The organism is Pseudomonas sp. LBUM1676 (genome assembly GCF_059695605.1).
This window is the reverse complement of the sequence record NZ_CP166777.1, coordinates 4,275,383-4,291,533: the sequence shown is the minus strand read 5'-3', so window position 1 is coordinate 4,291,533 and position 16,151 is coordinate 4,275,383. Positions and strand designations below refer to the sequence as shown.

Genomic DNA, 16,151 nt, shown 5'->3' with positions numbered 1-16,151 from the left:
ACCAACCTTCCACTACACCGGGTTGCCGGCCGCTCTAGAACGAGCCTTTGAAGTTCGCCCACTGATCGATCCATTCAGCATAGGTCACATACTTGTCGGAGCTCAGGGGTGGCTGGCCGTAGAGTTTCGACTTCTCGAAAAAGCTGTCGAGGTTCGCGTAGTCGAAGGTGTTTCGCAGGTCTTCGGGCAGCAGCGGCACGGCTTTCTGGTTGACCACGCCCGAGAACATGGTGGTAGCCATCTTGGCCTGGGTTTCCGCCTCGAGCGTCTTGTTGATGAACTCCAGCGCCAGGGGCACGTCTTTGGCGGTTTTCGGGATAAACAGGGCATCGCACCAGAGCGCCGCGCCTTCCTTGGGAACGGACAGCGCGGTGGTCACGCCGCGCTTGACGGTTTCGCTCGGGGTGTTGGCGGACGCCGAGAACACCGCGTCGACTTCGCCCGACACCAGCAGGGACACCGCGTCACCCGAAGAGGCGGCAAAGACGCGGCATTGATCGCGATACGGTTTGAGTTTTTCGAAGGCGTCGTCGAACTCGGCACGGGTCAGGTTGGGGAACTTGTCGCCGTAGCCGGCAATGATCGCGATGAGTGACCAGTTCGAGGTGCCGTCATCGACGAAGGTCAGCTTGCCTTTCAGTTTCGGGTCCAGCAGGTTCTTATACTCGGTAGGCTTTTTCACGTTTTTCGGGTTGTAGACAATGGTGTTCATGCCCCACAGCAGCGGCACGCCCCACTGTTTGCCATCCCAGAACCAGCGTTTGCCCTTGTAGAACAGCGGGACGGTATTTTCCTGCGAGTAGTTGGGGATCTTCGAGGTGTCGATGGCCTTAAGCAGGCCCATTTCCTGGTAGATGGTCTCGTAACCCAACGCGTACATGGTCAGGTCAAGTTGCACGGGATCGGAACCGGCCAACCGCGCGGTAATGTCGTCTTGATTACTGGCATAGCTGGAGCGCACGGTGATGCCACGCTGTTTGCGCCATTCGGCCAGTTCCGCGTCACCGGTTTCACCTTCCCAGCCTAGAATCTCCAAATGCCCGCCCGACGCGGCGAACGCACTGGGCACAAAAGAACCCACGTACAACCCCACGGCAGAGGCGGCGGCCCCGAGCAAAAACGTGCGCCGTTTCAAGCTGATCGAATCCAGGTCAACGCCGGTCAAGCCATAACCCGTCTCTGTTTCTTTTTTCATTTCGAGTTCCTGCCTAGGGTGGTTGTTAGCAAACGCTTTGCGACTAGCAATGTCTGTAGATCGGCAGTGTTATGGCCAGCATGGGTCCTTTGCAGCTGGGGAGGCGGGCGGCGCGAAAATGCCTGGTGCAACGGGCATTGCGCGGTAGACCTCCACTGATCCGATTGACTCTTACTTGGCTGGGCTGCGCCGCTTTCCTCGGGTTGCAAGGTCAAGACTTGAAGCGGCGCACCCAGCACTTGATAGGCTCGGCTTGTTGTTTTCATGGATCGAGTATTGGCCTGGCAGGCAGAGCACTCAATTTCGCAGCATCTTTAAAAGCGACGCACTCTGACGCATCAAAGTGACCTAATCGGCGCAGCAGACCCTCCCTAACCATAGTTCTCCCTGAACGGGTGAGGGGGATCGATGAGCTGCGTCAACCTGCGTCTCTTTTGCCGGGTGTGCGAAATTGAGCCGGGACGGCGGTGGGCGAATACTCCAATCGTGATCCTGAGGTTTTGATTGGAGTGTCCTGTGAAACTCACTGGCGGCCAGATTGTGGCGAAAGCGCTGAAAGCGAACGGTGTCGACTATGTGGCCGGCATGCCCGGTGACGGCTCGTGGGCATTGGTGGAAGCGTTGCTGACGGCCGGTACCGATATCCCGTTCATTCAAGTGATGCAGGAGCAAAGCTCGGTGCATCTGGCCGATGGCTATTTCCGCGCCTGCGGTCGTCCCATGGCGGTCCTGCTGCCCGTCCCGCCGGCTATTTCGAAAGCCTTGGGTGCGATGGCGGCCGCGTTGGCGGATTCATCGGCGATGCTGGTCATCAGTGGTGACAGCGCTGTTCAGCGTCCGGCCACTTTGGCCCCCGGCATTACCAAAGAGCATGTGCAGGTCTCGGCGATTGAACAGCTGCCGCGCGCCCTGCGTCAGGCGTTCGATACGATGTTGAGTGGCCGCGTCGGCCCGGTCAGCCTGGAGATTGCGCACTCGGTGCAGACCGCCTCGCTGGACGTCAGCCTGGCGCCCGCCACGTTACGAGCGAGCAGCGAAGTGCAACGGCCAGATCCCCGATTGAAAACAGTCGGGCCAGATGAACATCCAGCGGCGCGCTGGGTTGAAGACAGCGCCAGTGACGCCCCGGCCTTGACCGTTCACAAACCCTTGGCTGAATTGCGCGAGGTGCTGGAAAGCGATGCGATGCTGGTCATCGGCGCGGGGGGTATCCGGGCCATCGCACGGGAGATGTTCCCCCTCGACAATCCCGGCAACCATCTGTGCACCGGTCGTGTCAGCACGCTGGGTTGGGCGGTGCCGGCGGCGATCGGCGCGAAGCTCGCCATGCCGGCGCGTCAGGTGGTGTGCGCCGTAGGCGATGGGGATTTCCTGCAGTCGATGCAGGAGATGGCGGTGTGCGTGATGCACAGCATTCCCGTGGTGTTCCTGGTGTTTAACAACAGTGGTTACGTGTCATTGAGCGATGTGCAGGTCCCGGTGGTCGAGCAGCACCGCGCCGGCGAATTCAATTTGCCGGACGGCAAACCGTACTCGCCGGATTTTGCCGGCATTGCCAGGAATTTCGGGCTTGAAGCGTGGCGGGTCGAGCACGCTTCACAACTCAATCCAACCTTTATCAAGGCCCTGAACAGCAAGGGGCCGTCGTTGGTCGAGGTGATCACGACGCGCGGTTCGCGGGTGAATTAATCAACGGGTCTGCAGAGGAATCATGCAATGGGCATTTTGGACTGGAAGCACTGGATCGTCATTCTGGTGGTGGTTGTGCTGGTTTTCGGCACCAAGAAGTTGAAGAACCTTGGCACGGATGTCGGTGAATCCATCAAGGGCTTTCGCAAAGCCATGAATGACGATGAGCAGGGCAGCGCACACCCGCCAACGCCGGTGCCCCACGCCAGCACGGCGGTGGATGCGCCGTCGATCATCGACGGGCAGCATCACAAGGTCTGAACATCAACGAGGTGGTTTATCAGCCGCCTCAGTCCTGGCCGCCCCACACGATTGTCGCGTTGTCGCCAGTCATGTATTCGCGCACTTCCAACGGTAAGGACTGGTCGCTGGGCAGGACGGCGGTGGCGTTGCGCAGGTGATGTTTGCGGATCTTGCCTTTGTCCACCAGCCCCAGCGCCATTCGGGTAGAGAAGGGCTGGCGGAAAGACGAAGACGCAACGCCGGTCACCAAGCCATACAGGAAGCGGATAGGTCGGCGATGCTGTGGGGTCAGGATCGAAAATGTCATCTCGTTGCGTTGCTTGCCTTCAAAGTCCACCAGGAACAAACGGTCTCCGAGCAACAAACAAAAGCCGTGATAGGTGAACGAGTAGCCGATCTTGCCGCTGCCATCGAGCAACGGGAAACGTTCTACCGTGACGTGCTGCACCATCGAATCGGCTCGATACAGGCAGGTGACCGAGCGCAGTATCCGGCCCTTGTAGATCGAGGAGTTGTGGTAGCGGTAATAGACGCCCAGATAGTCCTCGAGCAAATCGGCCGACTGCTTGGCCAGCGGCAGGAAATGATTGAATTGCGCCGAGGCGCGCAAGTCCGTGGGCAGTTCGTTTTCATACCCTTCATAAAACTTCTTGAACTCGGCGGGCGGGCGAAACAGGTCCTCGGCTTCCATCATGAAATAGCGGCCGATCTTCTGCAGGATCTTCTGCGAAGGAACATGCTGGCCCACCAAGTACTTGTTGAACTGCTGGCGATTGACGTCGACCTTGCGGCACATATCGGCCACCGACCGGCAGGACTCCACCAGCGTACTCAGGTTCTTTTGCACATTGGCCTGCAAGTCACTGCGAACCTGCTGTCGCTCGGGATGCGAGGTGGCTGCAGTCAACGACATGGGGGGCTGATCTCCTCGGCTGGGCATTGTTATCTCGATGGGGTCTGGTTAATTAAGTGGCAGGTTATAAAAGTTATAGCGCAGTTATCGAAATAACCCATTTGCTTAACCACAAGTGCTTGAATTTGTTGTTATTAATCCAAGCATGTTTTGTGCCGGTTTATTCAATTCACAGGGTTCTTTTGTCAGCAAGCGAATGCAGGGTGTTTGCGCCTTGAGTGGCGCGGATAACCCCTTGGAAAATGTTGGACCAACGTGGGCAGACGGGCCTGTCCAAAGCCTTCGGGTTACTCCCGACCACAGTCAGTAACACATTGATTTTCGGTGGGTAACACCCGATGTTGCTTCGCCTGAAAGATACTGTTTGGCGGCCCGGGTGCTTCAGTGCGCGTCATGTATCGAAGTGGTGCGAAATGGAGAATAAAACTATCGCCATTGATACTCATGGGATGCACCTAAGCGTCCTCTAGTGGAGTCTTTAAGCGATGGCAAGATTAACCGGTGATATTCCAGGGCAAAGGCGTTTCAAGGTCGGCATGGTCGGCGGTGGACAGGGCGCTTATTTCGCCAGCTATCATAGAGCGGCCATGCGTTTGTGCAATCGCTTCGAGATTGTCGCCGGCGCCTTCTCTTCGGACGCGGATAAATGCCGTGAGGCCGGGGCGGCGTTCAATCTTGAGCAAGACAGGATTTACCTGTCATTCGCGGAAATGGCCGCCGCCGAATCCCGTCGGCCTGACCCCATCGATGCGGTGGTCATTGTCACGCCCAATCACCTGCATTTCGAACCGTGCCGACTGTTTCTCCAGGTGGGGATCCCGGTCATTTGCGACAAGCCATTGGTCAATGACCCGCAAGAAGCCTACGGGTTGGCCAGCATTGCCGAGCGGCACAATACGTTTTTCGCGGTGACTTACACCTATCAGGGCTATCCCATGGTCCGGGATGCCCGCAGTCGCATCCAGTCCGGGGAATTGGGTGAGATCCGCTTCATGTATGTCGAGTATTTGCTGGAATGGCTGGCGCCGGGCGTGGAAGGACTGAGCAAAAGCCTCGCGTGGCGCGGCGACCCTGCGAAGGCCGGCCCGACCGGCGCGTTGGGCGATGTCGGGACCCACGCGTTCAATATGCTCGAGTTTCTTTCCGGGCAACGCTGCGTGAGTTTGAACGCCAAGTTGACCACGGTCGTGCCCGGTTGGGGGCTGGACGACACCTGTGTGGTCCAGCTTGAATTTGCAGGCGGCGCGGACGGCTTGCTGTGGGCCAGTTTCGCCGCGCCGGGGCATCGCAACGGGTTGCGGTTCAAAATCATTGGCAGCAAGGCGTCGCTTGAGTGGTGCCAGGAATCACCGGAAACCCTGTTGTTTACGCCAATCGATGGCGCCGACCGCATCTACCGTCGCGGCCAGAGCGACAACGCGGCCCAGACGTTGACCTTCACCAGCCTGCCCGCAGGCAATACCGAGGGTTACCTGGAAGCGCTGGCGGTTTTGTATGCCGATTTCGCCGAAGCCCTCGATGCCGGGGCAGGGTGGCGAACGGCGACGACCGTGCCATTGCCGGATATTCACGAGGGCGTGCGCGGCGTTGTGTTGTCCCAGGCCTGTGTCGAATCCAGTCAACGGCGGGCCTGGGTGGCTTTCCCAGATCAGTAAATCCGTTGGCTCAAGACGCGACCACGATGTTTGAAACCTTGGCCTGAATCGGGCCAAGGCGTTCGGCCGGGGCGTCTTTTTCCACCACCAGCACACCCAGTTCCTCGCAGGACGCGACCTGGTAATGCGCGATGCTCGACAGTTTTTCATTGGTCGCAGCCACCACAATCTGGCCGCTGCGAGACACCACCGTGCGCTTGAATTCCGCATCGTCCATGTCGAACGCCGTCACGCCCTTGACCGCATCAATCGCGCAGGCGCCCAAGAAGCACAGGTCGAAATTGAAGTTCGACAACTGCTGAATCGCCGTCAGCCCCACGGTGCTGCCGGTCGCCTTGTGCAGGCGCCCACCGAGCAAGATCACATCGGCCAGCGGCAGCTTTTCCATTTCCAGGGCAATGGCTGGCGAGTTTGTGGTGATTGAAACTGCGATGTTGTGATCGATTGCGCTCGCAATCGAAGCGTTGGTGGTGCCGCCGTCGATGAAAATATGTTGGCCGGACCTGATCAGTGCCGCAGCGGCCAGCCCCAGTGAGCTTTTGCGGTCAGCCTGTGCATGGTCGCCGCCGCGTACCGGTGCTACGGAAATAGCCCCGCCGTAGACGCGTTTGCAGATGCCTGCTTCCGCCAGTGCCGCCAGATCGCGGCGGATCGAGTGCTCGGAAACATTGAATTCCTGGGCCAGATCGCCCGCCAGCACCCGACCATGGGTCGCCAGCCGTTCCGCGATCAGGTTCTGCCGTTCCCCGGGGAAAGCTTCATGAGTGAGCATTGACTAAATCGATTCCCTGTGTAGATTGAGCGCAATCGAGCATTTGGTGTGCGTTTTGTGCTCGAAGTTGATCGATATCATGCGTGGCACTTCGTCATGCGTCAATAAAGTGGAGCGTTCTGCTCAAAAACGGTGTTGAGGAAAAGCGATGTCAAGCGAACTGCATCAAGCTGCGTATTCGGTCCTGCTGCCCGCGTTCGGGGATTTGCACCTGGACGACAACGTCCGTCGTTACTTGAGCCATGGCGGCGTTTCCATTTTGCTCGGTGAAACCCGGGATGAGTACGTCAGCCGTGACATGAGCCCGGCGCGCAAGGGCGCTGAGACCCAGGCCGACTTTATCGCGATCGCCGCAGAGGCGGCAGCATTGGCCGGGGCGCCCGTGCTGATTGCGGTGGACCAGGAACTCGGAGGCATCGAGCGCCTGCACCAACTGGTGCCGCCCATTGCGTCTAGAGAACAGCTCAAGGACCTCAGTGCTCAAGACATCGAGCAACGCTGCTTTGAGATGGCCACCGTGGCACGGGGCTTGGGTGTTAACCTGTTCCTGGCGCCGATCGTCGATGTGGTCACGGGCGCCAACCCGTGGTTGCACCACCGGCATTTGGGGGCCGACCCCGTCGAAGTCAGTCGGGTTTCCTGTGCCTTTATCCGCGGAGTTCAGCGCGCCGGGGTCATCGCCACTGCCAAACATTTTCCCGGTCATTACGTCACCGAGCAGGATCCGGCAATCGCTGAGGCCACGGTTCCCGGGCCGCTGGAATTGCTCAATGACAACCTCGACGTGTTCAAGCACGTCATTGCCACTGGTGTGCAAGCGGTGATGCCGGGGCCTGCGGTTTTCTCTGCCATCGACCCTGATCACTCCGCCTCGACCTCGGCCAAAGTCATCGGGGTTTTGCGTGACCCCCTCGGCTTCGATGGCTTGATCATTTCCGATGATCTGGATGCGGTTTCCATCCTCAGGGGCAACGCCATCACCGACACCGCTGTCGCTTCGCTGGCGGCCGGCGCGCACCTGTTGCTGGTGTCCAGCGAGTCGGGCCTGGATGCCATCGCCGAGGCAATTGTCGCGGCTGTCCACGAAGGCGTTCTGGATTGTCAGATTCTGTTGGACGCGGCCACCAAGGTTCGCGAACTGGCAGCGGCCAATCACAACCAGCACATCTCCCGTCGGGGTTGATCATGAGCACCCTTGAAAGCAAGGCATTCAGCGTGCTGTTTCCGGTGTTGCTCGATCTGGACATGAATGACGGCGTGCGTCGTTTTCTCGGCAGTGGCGGGCGCAGCCTACTCTTCGGCGAGACCGCGCAGGAGTATGTCAGCGGCAAAATGAGCGAGAGCCGCCTGCAAGCGGAAACCCTGGAAAAGTGGCAACGATTCACCGGCACGGCCAAGGAACTGGGCGGTCCGTTGCTGCTCGCGGCCGATGCGGACATCTCCGCCGTGCACCGTTTGCAAGGGATAGCGCCGGCGCTGCCCGAGCCCGAGCGGGCCAGGGCGATGGGCATCGTTGAACTTGAAGAGGCGTGCTTTCAAGTCGCGACAGCCGTGCGCAACGCCGGAGTGAATCTGCTGCTGTCGCCGACCGCCGACGTGGTGGGCGGCACCAACGTCTGGTTACAGGGGCGCACACTTAGCGATGATGTCGACCGCGCCGCAGCTATGGTTGGGGCTTATGTGCGCGGTGTACGTCGGGCCGGGCTGGCCAGCACGCTGAAGCATTTCCCCGGGCATCCGGTGCTGTTGCAGCTACCGGCCACGGAAGTGGCGGTGGTCAACGAGTCGCTGGATCAACTGCGTGCCTACTGGCCTGCGTTTCAAGCCGGGGTGAATGCCGGGGTCGACGCGGTCATGATGGGTCCGGCGATTTTTTCGGCGTGCGAGCCGCCGGTTGCCGCCTCGGTGTCACCCGAGCTGATCGGTTTGCTGCGCCAAGAACTGGGGTTCAAGGGCCTGGTCATGACCATTGACCTCGACCACCGCTCAACCATCGGAGACTTATCGCTCGGCGAAGTGGCGGTTTCGGCGCTGAACGCGGGGGCGGATCTGTTGCTGGTTTCCGCCAAGGCGATGCCTGAGATTCCACAGATTGTTCGCGACATCACCGCGGCTATCACTCAGGGAAGGTTGTCGCAGGAGCGACTTGAGGCGGCTGCAATGGCCGTCACCACCTTGGCCAACCGTCTCGCGGGTTGAATGACCCGTTGCCACAACCTGACGCAGAAACTGCGTCAGGTTGCGCCGCATTTGCCGTGAGTGCGAAATAACCGCCGAAACCCTATCGCTCTACACTGGATGTCAACGGTAGGAGCCTTATATGCACACTCAAAACAACATCCTGGCCTTGCATTCCACAGTCGCCAAACATTCGACGCTGGCGATAGACATCGACATCGCAAAGACCGTCGGTTTCGATGCGCTGGAAATCTACAGCGGCAAACTGGAAGCCTATTTGCAGGCCGGTCATTCCGAGTCGGAACTCAAAGCCCTGCTGAGCAAAACCCACGTCACGGGAATCGGCTACCTGAGAGATATCGAACGCCAGGGCGCCGAACGCGATGATCTGTTGAAGGAAGCGGAACGGCTTTTTCAACTGGCCAACCTGGCCGGCGCCAAAGGTGTGCAAGTGCTCACTGGGCCGATCAATGTTCAAGCGGTGATCGATTTCCAAATGCACGGCACGAGTGCTCATTACAGCGGTTTGCTGGGGCACGATGAAGCGGAACAATTGGCGTTAACTGCCAGCAATCTCGCGCTGCTGGCGGACCTGGCCAAGCAATACGACGTCCTGCTTTATCTGGAAGCGTTGTCCTGGACGCCGTTGAACACCCTGGCGCACCAACTGCAGCTCATCGATCGCACCGAACGCAGCAACGTCAAAATGGTGATCGATTACTGGCATTGCTTTACCTCCGGCGTTAAACCCGAAGACATCGCGCGCATGGATAGAGACGTGATCTACGGCGTGCATGTGTGTGACTCGCTGCCGTTTGCCGGTGGCATTCCCAATGAAGAAATCCTCCGGGATATACCGACCGGGAGCGGGATCTTGAACCTCGCCGAGTGGACGGACGCGGTGAAGGCCACCGGTTACGACGGTTGGTGGAGTTGCGAGTTGTTTTGCAAGAAACAGCAGCAGCAAAACAGCTATGAGGTCGCGAAAGAGCTGAAGGCGCTGTTAGTCAGCCTCGTTGCTCGATAAAGCGCCGTTCACCCGGTTTCACAACTTCCGTTCTTACACGCGTTACCTCATAAAAGGTCTTAAGTCGTCATGGTGGATTTCATCGTAATCGGAGGCGGCTCGACGGGCTGCACGGTGGCATCGAGACTCAGCGAAGATACGTCTGCGTCCGTGGTGTTGTTTGAAGAGGGGCCTCGCGACCGCAACCCCTACATCCATATTCCCGGCGCCTACTACAAGACGGCGCAAGGTCCGCTGCTCAAGCGCTATGCCTGGGAGCCCACCGAAGACCAACGCCGGACCGAAACGCCGACCATGGTCCAGGCCAGCGTGTTGGGTGGCGGGAGTTCGGTCAATGCGATGATTTACATACGCGGCGTACCCGCCGACTACGACGGCTGGGTCGAGCAGGGGGCAACGGGCTGGTCTTATAAAGACGTATTGCCGTACTTCAAAAAAGCCGAGGATAACGAACGTTTCTGTAACGACGTTCATGGCGTCGGCGGACCATTGGGTGTTTCTGATCCCATCAACATCCACCCACTGACCAAAGTGTGGCTGCGCGCTTGCCAGCAGTACGGCCTGCCGTACAACGAGGATTTCAACTCGGGCAAGCCTGAAGGCTGCGGGCTTTATCAAATCACTGCTAAAAATGGTTTTCGAAGCAGTGCGGCGGTGGCCTATCTGGCGCCCGCCAAGTCACGCGAAAACCTGAAGGTGAAGACTGGTTGTCGCGTCATCCGGATTTTGACCCAAGGCAACAAAGCCATTGGCGTTGAATACATCGAGAATGGCGTGCGCCACATCATGCACGCCGAAAAAGAGATTGTTTTATCGGCCGGCGCCATCAACTCACCCCGATTATTGATGTTGTCGGGTATTGGTCCTGCCGCGCAGCTTGAGAAACATGGCATCAAGGTCATCAAGGATTTGCCCGGAGTAGGTCAGAACCTTCAGGACCATATCGAAGTGTCGCTCGTCTATGAACTGACGGGACCCCACAGCTACGACAAGTACAAAAAGTGGCATTGGAAAATGATGGCGGGCTTGCAGTACGCCCTGTTCAGACAAGGCCCGGCGGCGTCCAACCTGATTGAAGGCGGTGCTTTCTGGTGGGGAGACAAGACTGCAACCAATCCCGATATCCAGTATTTCATGGTCGTCGGCGCGGGCATCGAAGAGGGCGTGGATTCTGTTCCAGGGGGCAATGGTTGCACCTTGAACCTGGGCCAGATCCGTCCCAGGTCCAGGGGATATGTCGAACTGTACTCAGCAGACCCGCTGTCGCCTCCGCGCATCGTGCCCAATTACTTCTCTGACCCTTATGACATTGAGAGCCTGGTTGATGGTTGCCTGGTGGGTGAGGAGATCATGTCCCAAGCCGCTTTCAAACCCTACCTTGCAAGGCGTCATGTGCCGGATGCGGCTGTGAAGTCTCGAGAAGCCATGAAAAAGTTCTGCCACGAAGAAGCCCATGCGGCGCTGCATCCGTCCGGTACCTGCCGCATGGGTGTGGATGAGCAATCGGTTGTTGCTCCAGATCTCAAGGTGCATGGCATAGATGGGCTGCGCGTTGCCGACGCATCGATAATGCCGACACTGATTTCAGGGAACCCCAACTCGGTATGCATCATGATTGGCGAAAGGGCCGCCGACATGATCAGAAGTGGCCAATAGGTCGACATCCTGCCAAGCATTCAATAGCGCTCGATCAAGGCGTGGCACTAACAGATGCATAACCTGTTACTGCCGCGCTTTTTTGGTTCAGGCATAGCTGCCGATCCACCACAGCGCACAGGAAGTACTCAGTGCCAACAGCAAAAGCCCGCTGCAAATTTTCGCTTGATGTTCAAGTGTGGAAGACCTCGACTCAATGGGTTTATCCATTGAATCAACAGGCCGTACGCGGACTCTGGTCAGATGACTTGTCGCATAAAGCATGCTGTGCATGGCATGTACCTCTTTGGGTCGTTTCTGCTCAAGTAAAGGCTGATCAGCGCCTCTTTCCTGGTCATAGGCAATCTTCATGCCACGACTTTCCTCGGAGTTCGTCAGCGTGAGGTTTTGATTTCCAGTACTTCGGTGTAGGTGGCGTCGACCGTCTGACCGACCTTGAGGTTCTTCATGCGGGCCTGGAGCTCGGGGTCCTCGACCTTGACAACTTTCACTTTTCCTTCTGGAGGAAGCAAGGTCACTTCATGCTTTTTCAAGTCAATCTGGGTGATCTTCGACGTGACCTTGACCTGACGAAACGCCTCACCGCCCGGATTAGGGTTGTCCTTGTTGGCGCGGGTAATCGCTGATTTGGTGCTGACACCTCTATCGCTATTAACATCAGTGTCGAGCGTGTAGGCAACCGAGCGGATAACATATATATCGACCTTATCGCCGACCTTCAGGTTGTGCAGGGCCTTGGCCTGGTCGGTGAGCTGGATGGGTACCTGGCTTTTGTCGGGACCTTCCACAGTGACCCGATAGTTCGCCGCATCGACAGCCAGTACGTGCGTAATGATATGACTCTCCAGAGCAGTACTGCCCAGCGGCACATCGGCTGCATGGGCCGCAAAGCTGGCGGTGGACATGAGTGAGGCGAGGGCAACAGCGGGAGCAAAAGAGCGGATCGGTTTCATAGACCTGCTTTCCATGTGATGGCCGAAGGAGCAACGCAGTGAGCGCGTTGCTGCCGCGAAAGCATAGTCGGCTCCGAGGGCATCTGCCGCCCGCGCGGTTGAGTTCACTGACCGCTAGTCACTTGGTAGCAAAAGTCTTCACCCTTCGGATCGGCGTGCCAACGGTAGTGACCTAAAGCGACTTAATGTTGTGTTGGATCTCCAGCATCCTGAACGTCACTTTTCCACCCTCGGTGGGATAGCCGGTGTTGTCCTGCACATACGCACCCGCTTTGAAATACAGTGGTTTGGTCTTCCAGCTCGGGTCGATGGTGGTTCTCCAGTTGTATCCTGCTGCGCTGATGCCCAGCGCGCCCTTCGGGCTGAGGTGGAGCTGGTAGGAAAAGTTGCGGTCGAGCGGCACACCCGTCGCAATTGTAATGACCTGGCCCTCTTCATCGTCGGGGCGCATGCGCACCTTGGCGACAATGTTTCCCGTCGAAGCCGACTTTTTGTATTGGTATTCCAGCTTCACCATGGGGCTGTTGCTGTCCTTGTTGTGAATCTGACCAATCACGATCTTGCCGGTGCTGGGCACCTGATTGACGGTCAGACTCGCCCGCAGAATGTTATCCGCCGCTGAATACTGCCAGTTGCGCAGCCTTCCATCGCTATAGGTTTCCCGCAACTCGCTGCGCGGGTAAATAGCGTTGGCCGTCCTGGAACCGGTTACAGGTGCCCAGAAGGAAAGGGTAGCGGCTTCAGAACTGAAATACTGGCCCTTGAAGCCTTGCGCCAGTCGAGGCGTTTCTATGGTAGCCGGTGGGCTGCCTTCAGGGATGCTTAAATTCCAGGTGGCGAGGTCGATCATGTCAATAATCCTGTATGCGGGGAATGTTGCGGCCACAGTTGCGCTCGAACCGACGCTATTGAGCTGTGTCAATTGGGTCTGCTGATCAGGAAATCGGTATGGCGGTAGATTGACGTCAAATGATCGTCGAGGTGGTTATTGCAGGCTTTGTGCCTGCGGGGGTTACCGTTGGTCGGCTATTTGGAAGTTGATGGAACTAATTCGAGTTGCTTGGCAGCTGCAGCGAAGGGACCTAAGCCATCAGCGGTGGACGGGGCGGCCTGGGTGGTGGGCTCCCATAGCCTGAAGCGAAAGAAGGCCGAGGCTGGCACTCTTGCACGGAAGAATATCAAGCGCCTGTCGACAGTCGAGGCGAAGGGCAATCGCTTTCTGCTGGCGCGCATCCCTGTGGTACGGCAGAACGACGGCTATGCACTCGCTGAAATGCGGTCCCAACTGAAGGGACCGCTGTACAGCCTGCATTGTCGACGCGTTCGCTTTAAGCGGGTGGATCGATCTGATCCAGCATCCGGTTCGCCGCGATTTCCGCCAGCATGATGCTGTTGGAAATACCCAGCAGGGCACTGCGCGATCCGCCGTCCAGATGATCCACCAGGTGATGAACCATCACATCGACCGAGGCCAGCGTCTCGACCAGATAAACTGCCAGGGTTTCGGTCGTAGCCCCTGGGTCGACGGTAAACAGGGTGCTGGGTGTGCGCGGTGTGGCCTTGATGTCGGCAGTCGAGGGGAAGTGAGAGGCGAGGGTGCGTTCGGCGTCTTCGTTGAGTTTGTTTGAATCGGGTTCATATGGGGATACCGGATCGGTGTCCGGCGGGTTTGGTGAAGGCTTTATCATTCACTAGGTCCTTACATGGAGCGCCACCACTCTTGCTGCTAAACGAAAGTGGAGGCAGCTGTACGCAGGTTAGCAGACCGGGAACCTAGCAAACCGGCGCGCCCGAAGGCGCCCTGCGCACAGCTACCATCAAGTGCAGGCATGGTGATGCCTGGCTGAAAGAGCTTGTGCACTTCACTAGGAAACTACGGGCTGCTAAACCCGATCACTGATGGGCAGTGACGCGAATCAAGTTACCGAGCGGCCCCAAGGCGCACAAGCCGGCGGATTCTGGCGTAACCGTAGGCAACGGCGCAAGGTCTTGTAGCTTTCAGGAAGTAATCGGTAGGGCGCTTAAACACGCGCCTTTCGCGGATGTTTAATTTGAATGAACGGAACATTTCCGCACGCCTGATTTCTGCATTCAACCGGCGTCATTTGGCAGGTGTCCGACGTGCTGCCGGACCGTCTCAAATTCCTGGACACGTCTGACTGACAGCTGTTGGGCCGATAGTTGGCCTTCGTGAGAGGCCGCTTGCGACCGATTCTGTTGAAAAAATCGGCCGTGTTTTCTAAAGCAGAAAAGTACGCGTCGGAGATTGAAATTCTGAATGTCCGCAGAGCCTTTCAGGCTGGGATTTCACGTAGAGGCGTGCTGAAGAGGCGCTTTCACCTATCCAATCCCACCGCATTCTGAAAAACCGACTTTTTCAACAGAATCGACCCATTGCAGTCATTGGACCTGTGGCCACCGATCCTGAATTTCATACCAGGACGCCGTGGAGGCCACTTCGATATGTCGCTGTTTGTCGGATGTAAAGAACGTGTCCACGGTGCCCAACGCTATGGATATCCAGTCAGCGTATTCACCTCGGCTTTTCGACCAGAACAACGACGAACCGCATTGGCTGCAAAACTGCCGAAGTACTGATTCAGAAGAGCGGTAAGCAGTGATGAACTCTGCACCTTGGATGAGGTGCAAATCAGTGCGCGGTACGCTTGCATAGCTGGCAAACGCCGCCCCATGGCCTTTGCGACATTGACTGCAATGGCAATGTGAAAGAGCTTTGGGGCGTGATTTGATTTCGTATCTGACTGTGCAGCAGAGACAGCTGCCTTGGAACGTTCCGGTCATTGGTTATGCCGCCTGATAACTAGACCTGCCAATTTAACGGTGAGCAGGCGTCGTGTCGAATTGCTGTCTGTCACGAAGAGTGCAAACGACCCGGCAACCTGTTTCTATCGACTTAGCCATTAGAAAGCGTGTGATAGAGCATCCGTGTAAATTCCCATAAAAGTCCTCTCTACCGGTCCAGTGAGATAGACAGTTCCCACGCCATCCCATTGAACTGTAACTGTTCCGCCATCGCATTCAACCTCAACACAATCGTCTAACAAGCCACGGCGAATGCCGTTAACAACAGCGCCACAAGAGCAGGAGCCCGAACCCAGCGGTATCCCTCCCCAGCGCTCCCAAATTCGCAACCGAATGTGCTTTCGGTCAATGATCTGGACGAAATGCACGTTTGTCCTGAGGGGGAAAAGGGGGTTTGTTTCAATGGCCGGTCCAGTTGTCGCTATATCAATAGCTGTTAGATCTTCCACAAAAAAGGTGCAGTGCGGATTCCCCATGCTGCAAGCTGCTGGGGCACCCGCCAGTGGTAAAACAGCAGTATCCATTGCCTGAGCCAGAGGGACAGTCGACCAGTCGAAAAGCGGCTCTCCCATGTCGACGGAAATTGCGCCGGTTGAGGTTCGTTCGCAAGTGAGCAAGCCACGGTTAGTTCGAAGCGTTGTCGACGTACTGTTTGATTCGCGCATCAATATATCCGCGACACCCCGCGTTGCGCTGCCACAAACGTCCAGCGTGGAGCCATCTGCATTCCAAAACATCAAGCGCGCATCTGCATCATCGTCATCGAGCACAACCGCGAGTTGATTGAACCCTACGCCTCGGTTCCTGTCACCCATTCGCCGAGCCATGTTGTCTGTCATTGAGTTGGACGAGTTACGCGAGTCGACGACAACGAAGTCGTCGCCGTTAGCGTGCATCTTTTGAAACCTCAGCGGCATATATTGACCCTGACAATGAAAAATGGGGTGAGTTGAGTTTAAAGTTGATCTATCCTCAATTGCCTGATCTTTGCAAGCTGTGTGAGAACTCGAAAGCGAGACGTATCTGACAGGCAATGACGTTGCAGAG

17 protein-coding genes are annotated in these 16,151 nt (G+C 57.4%); 8 read left to right on the top strand and 9 right to left on the bottom strand.

Annotation, left to right across the window (positions count from 1 at the left end; translation table 11 throughout):
* Window positions 1-34 precede the first annotated feature (34 nt).
* Window positions 35-1,195 (bottom strand): ABC transporter substrate-binding protein, encoded by a 1,161-nt coding sequence (locus ACA041_RS19940; RefSeq protein ID WP_497436325.1) that lies wholly within the window; start codon window positions 1,193-1,195, stop codon window positions 35-37.
* A 516-nt stretch (window positions 1,196-1,711) separates the two neighbouring features.
* Here ACA041_RS19940 and ACA041_RS19935 point away from each other — a divergent pair.
* The gene (locus ACA041_RS19935) at window positions 1,712-2,884 is read left to right on the top strand and encodes a thiamine pyrophosphate-dependent enzyme (protein WP_497436321.1); all 1,173 of its coding nucleotides are present in this window, start codon (window positions 1,712-1,714) and stop codon (window positions 2,882-2,884) included.
* A 27-nt stretch (window positions 2,885-2,911) separates the two neighbouring features.
* Window positions 2,912-3,145: a twin-arginine translocase TatA/TatE family subunit gene (locus ACA041_RS19930; protein ID WP_497436318.1), complete on the top strand. Its 234-nt coding sequence runs from the start codon at window positions 2,912-2,914 to the stop codon at window positions 3,143-3,145.
* Between the two features lie 28 nt (window positions 3,146-3,173).
* On the opposite strand, the gene ACA041_RS19925 is transcribed toward ACA041_RS19930, so the two are convergent.
* Window positions 3,174-4,040, bottom strand: a complete 867-nt coding sequence (locus ACA041_RS19925) for an XRE family transcriptional regulator (protein ID WP_497436315.1) — start codon at window positions 4,038-4,040, stop codon at window positions 3,174-3,176.
* 485 nt (window positions 4,041-4,525) lie between these two features.
* On the opposite strand from ACA041_RS19925, the gene ACA041_RS19920 reads away from it, so the two are divergent.
* Entirely contained in the window at window positions 4,526-5,695 is a 1,170-nt protein-coding gene (locus ACA041_RS19920; protein ID WP_497436310.1) for a Gfo/Idh/MocA family protein, read from the top strand.
* Window positions 5,696-5,705: 10 nt separating this feature from the next.
* On the opposite strand, the gene ACA041_RS19915 is transcribed toward ACA041_RS19920, so the two are convergent.
* A complete protein-coding gene (locus tag ACA041_RS19915) occupies window positions 5,706-6,467 on the bottom strand; it encodes a DeoR/GlpR family DNA-binding transcription regulator (RefSeq protein WP_497436304.1) in 762 nt (253 codons plus the stop codon).
* A 148-nt stretch (window positions 6,468-6,615) separates the two neighbouring features.
* Here ACA041_RS19915 and ACA041_RS19910 point away from each other — a divergent pair, with 148 nt between their 5' ends.
* The 4 genes from ACA041_RS19910 to ACA041_RS19895 all read left to right on the top strand — a co-directional run bounded on the left by ACA041_RS19910 (window position 6,616) and on the right by ACA041_RS19895 (window position 11,328).
* Window positions 6,616-7,650 (top strand): glycoside hydrolase family 3 N-terminal domain-containing protein, encoded by a 1,035-nt coding sequence (locus ACA041_RS19910; protein ID WP_497436302.1) that lies wholly within the window; start codon window positions 6,616-6,618, stop codon window positions 7,648-7,650.
* 2 nt (window positions 7,651-7,652) lie between these two features.
* Window positions 7,653-8,666: a glycoside hydrolase family 3 N-terminal domain-containing protein gene (locus ACA041_RS19905; protein WP_497436299.1), complete on the top strand. Its 1,014-nt coding sequence runs from the start codon at window positions 7,653-7,655 to the stop codon at window positions 8,664-8,666.
* 121 nt (window positions 8,667-8,787) lie between these two features.
* A complete protein-coding gene (locus tag ACA041_RS19900; protein ID WP_497436294.1) occupies window positions 8,788-9,672 on the top strand; it encodes a sugar phosphate isomerase/epimerase family protein in 885 nt (294 codons plus the stop codon).
* 69 nt (window positions 9,673-9,741) lie between these two features.
* The gene (locus ACA041_RS19895) at window positions 9,742-11,328 is read left to right on the top strand and encodes a GMC family oxidoreductase (RefSeq protein ID WP_497436290.1); all 1,587 of its coding nucleotides are present in this window, start codon (window positions 9,742-9,744) and stop codon (window positions 11,326-11,328) included.
* 87 nt (window positions 11,329-11,415) lie between these two features.
* On the opposite strand, the gene ACA041_RS19890 is transcribed toward ACA041_RS19895, so the two are convergent.
* The 3 genes from ACA041_RS19890 to ACA041_RS19880 all read right to left on the bottom strand — a co-directional run bounded on the left by ACA041_RS19890 (window position 11,416) and on the right by ACA041_RS19880 (window position 13,131).
* Entirely contained in the window at window positions 11,416-11,679 is a 264-nt protein-coding gene (locus tag ACA041_RS19890) for a hypothetical protein (RefSeq protein ID WP_497436286.1), read from the bottom strand.
* A gap of 23 nt (window positions 11,680-11,702) precedes the next feature.
* The gene (locus tag ACA041_RS19885; protein WP_497436280.1) at window positions 11,703-12,281 is read right to left on the bottom strand and encodes a hypothetical protein; all 579 of its coding nucleotides are present in this window, start codon (window positions 12,279-12,281) and stop codon (window positions 11,703-11,705) included.
* Between the two features lie 172 nt (window positions 12,282-12,453).
* Complete coding sequence (locus tag ACA041_RS19880) at window positions 12,454-13,131, bottom strand: polysaccharide lyase family 7 protein (protein ID WP_497436275.1); 678 nt, start codon at window positions 13,129-13,131, stop codon at window positions 12,454-12,456.
* Between the two features lie 246 nt (window positions 13,132-13,377).
* On the opposite strand from ACA041_RS19880, the gene ACA041_RS19875 reads away from it, so the two are divergent.
* Window positions 13,378-13,668: a DUF3616 domain-containing protein gene (locus ACA041_RS19875; protein ID WP_497442125.1), complete on the top strand. Its 291-nt coding sequence runs from the start codon at window positions 13,378-13,380 to the stop codon at window positions 13,666-13,668.
* Here the strand turns inward: ACA041_RS19875 and ACA041_RS19870 are convergent.
* The 3 genes from ACA041_RS19870 to dapF all read right to left on the bottom strand — a co-directional run bounded on the left by ACA041_RS19870 (window position 13,610) and on the right by dapF (window position 16,021).
* Complete coding sequence (locus tag ACA041_RS19870) at window positions 13,610-13,969, bottom strand: DUF6124 family protein (RefSeq protein ID WP_497436270.1); 360 nt, start codon at window positions 13,967-13,969, stop codon at window positions 13,610-13,612. The genes ACA041_RS19875 and ACA041_RS19870 overlap by 59 nt on opposite strands.
* Before the next feature lie 712 nt (window positions 13,970-14,681).
* The gene (locus tag ACA041_RS19865; RefSeq protein WP_497436266.1) at window positions 14,682-15,083 is read right to left on the bottom strand and encodes a GFA family protein; all 402 of its coding nucleotides are present in this window, start codon (window positions 15,081-15,083) and stop codon (window positions 14,682-14,684) included.
* Between the two features lie 119 nt (window positions 15,084-15,202).
* Window positions 15,203-16,021, bottom strand: coding sequence for a diaminopimelate epimerase (gene dapF / locus ACA041_RS19860; protein ID WP_497436261.1), 819 nt, complete (start codon window positions 16,019-16,021; stop codon window positions 15,203-15,205).
* Window positions 16,022-16,151 lie beyond the last annotated feature (130 nt).

Excerpts from the sequence above, each read along its gene's own strand:
- ACA041_RS19910 (WP_497436302.1), top strand. The coding sequence starts at position 6,616 with ATGTCAAGCGAACTGCATCAAGCTGCGTATTCGGTCCTGCTGCCCGCG.
- ACA041_RS19880 (WP_497436275.1), bottom strand. The coding sequence starts at position 13,131 with ATGATCGACCTCGCCACCTGGAATTTAAGCATCCCTGAAGGCAGCCCA.
- ACA041_RS19865 (WP_497436266.1), bottom strand. The coding sequence starts at position 15,083 with ATGACCGGAACGTTCCAAGGCAGCTGTCTCTGCTGCACAGTCAGATAC.
- ACA041_RS19905 (WP_497436299.1), top strand. The coding sequence starts at position 7,653 with ATGAGCACCCTTGAAAGCAAGGCATTCAGCGTGCTGTTTCCGGTGTTG.
- ACA041_RS19920 (WP_497436310.1), top strand. The coding sequence starts at position 4,526 with ATGGCAAGATTAACCGGTGATATTCCAGGGCAAAGGCGTTTCAAGGTC.
- ACA041_RS19915 (WP_497436304.1), bottom strand. The coding sequence starts at position 6,467 with ATGCTCACTCATGAAGCTTTCCCCGGGGAACGGCAGAACCTGATCGCG.
- ACA041_RS19870 (WP_497436270.1), bottom strand. The coding sequence starts at position 13,969 with ATGATAAAGCCTTCACCAAACCCGCCGGACACCGATCCGGTATCCCCA.
- ACA041_RS19930 (WP_497436318.1), top strand. The coding sequence starts at position 2,912 with ATGGGCATTTTGGACTGGAAGCACTGGATCGTCATTCTGGTGGTGGTT.
- ACA041_RS19900 (WP_497436294.1), top strand. The coding sequence starts at position 8,788 with ATGCACACTCAAAACAACATCCTGGCCTTGCATTCCACAGTCGCCAAA.
- ACA041_RS19890 (WP_497436286.1), bottom strand. The coding sequence starts at position 11,679 with ATGAAGATTGCCTATGACCAGGAAAGAGGCGCTGATCAGCCTTTACTT.
- ACA041_RS19885 (WP_497436280.1), bottom strand. The coding sequence starts at position 12,281 with ATGAAACCGATCCGCTCTTTTGCTCCCGCTGTTGCCCTCGCCTCACTC.
- ACA041_RS19895 (WP_497436290.1), top strand. The coding sequence starts at position 9,742 with ATGGTGGATTTCATCGTAATCGGAGGCGGCTCGACGGGCTGCACGGTG.
- ACA041_RS19925 (WP_497436315.1), bottom strand. The coding sequence starts at position 4,040 with ATGTCGTTGACTGCAGCCACCTCGCATCCCGAGCGACAGCAGGTTCGC.
- dapF (WP_497436261.1), bottom strand. The coding sequence starts at position 16,021 with ATGCCGCTGAGGTTTCAAAAGATGCACGCTAACGGCGACGACTTCGTT.
- ACA041_RS19940 (WP_497436325.1), bottom strand. The coding sequence starts at position 1,195 with ATGAAAAAAGAAACAGAGACGGGTTATGGCTTGACCGGCGTTGACCTG.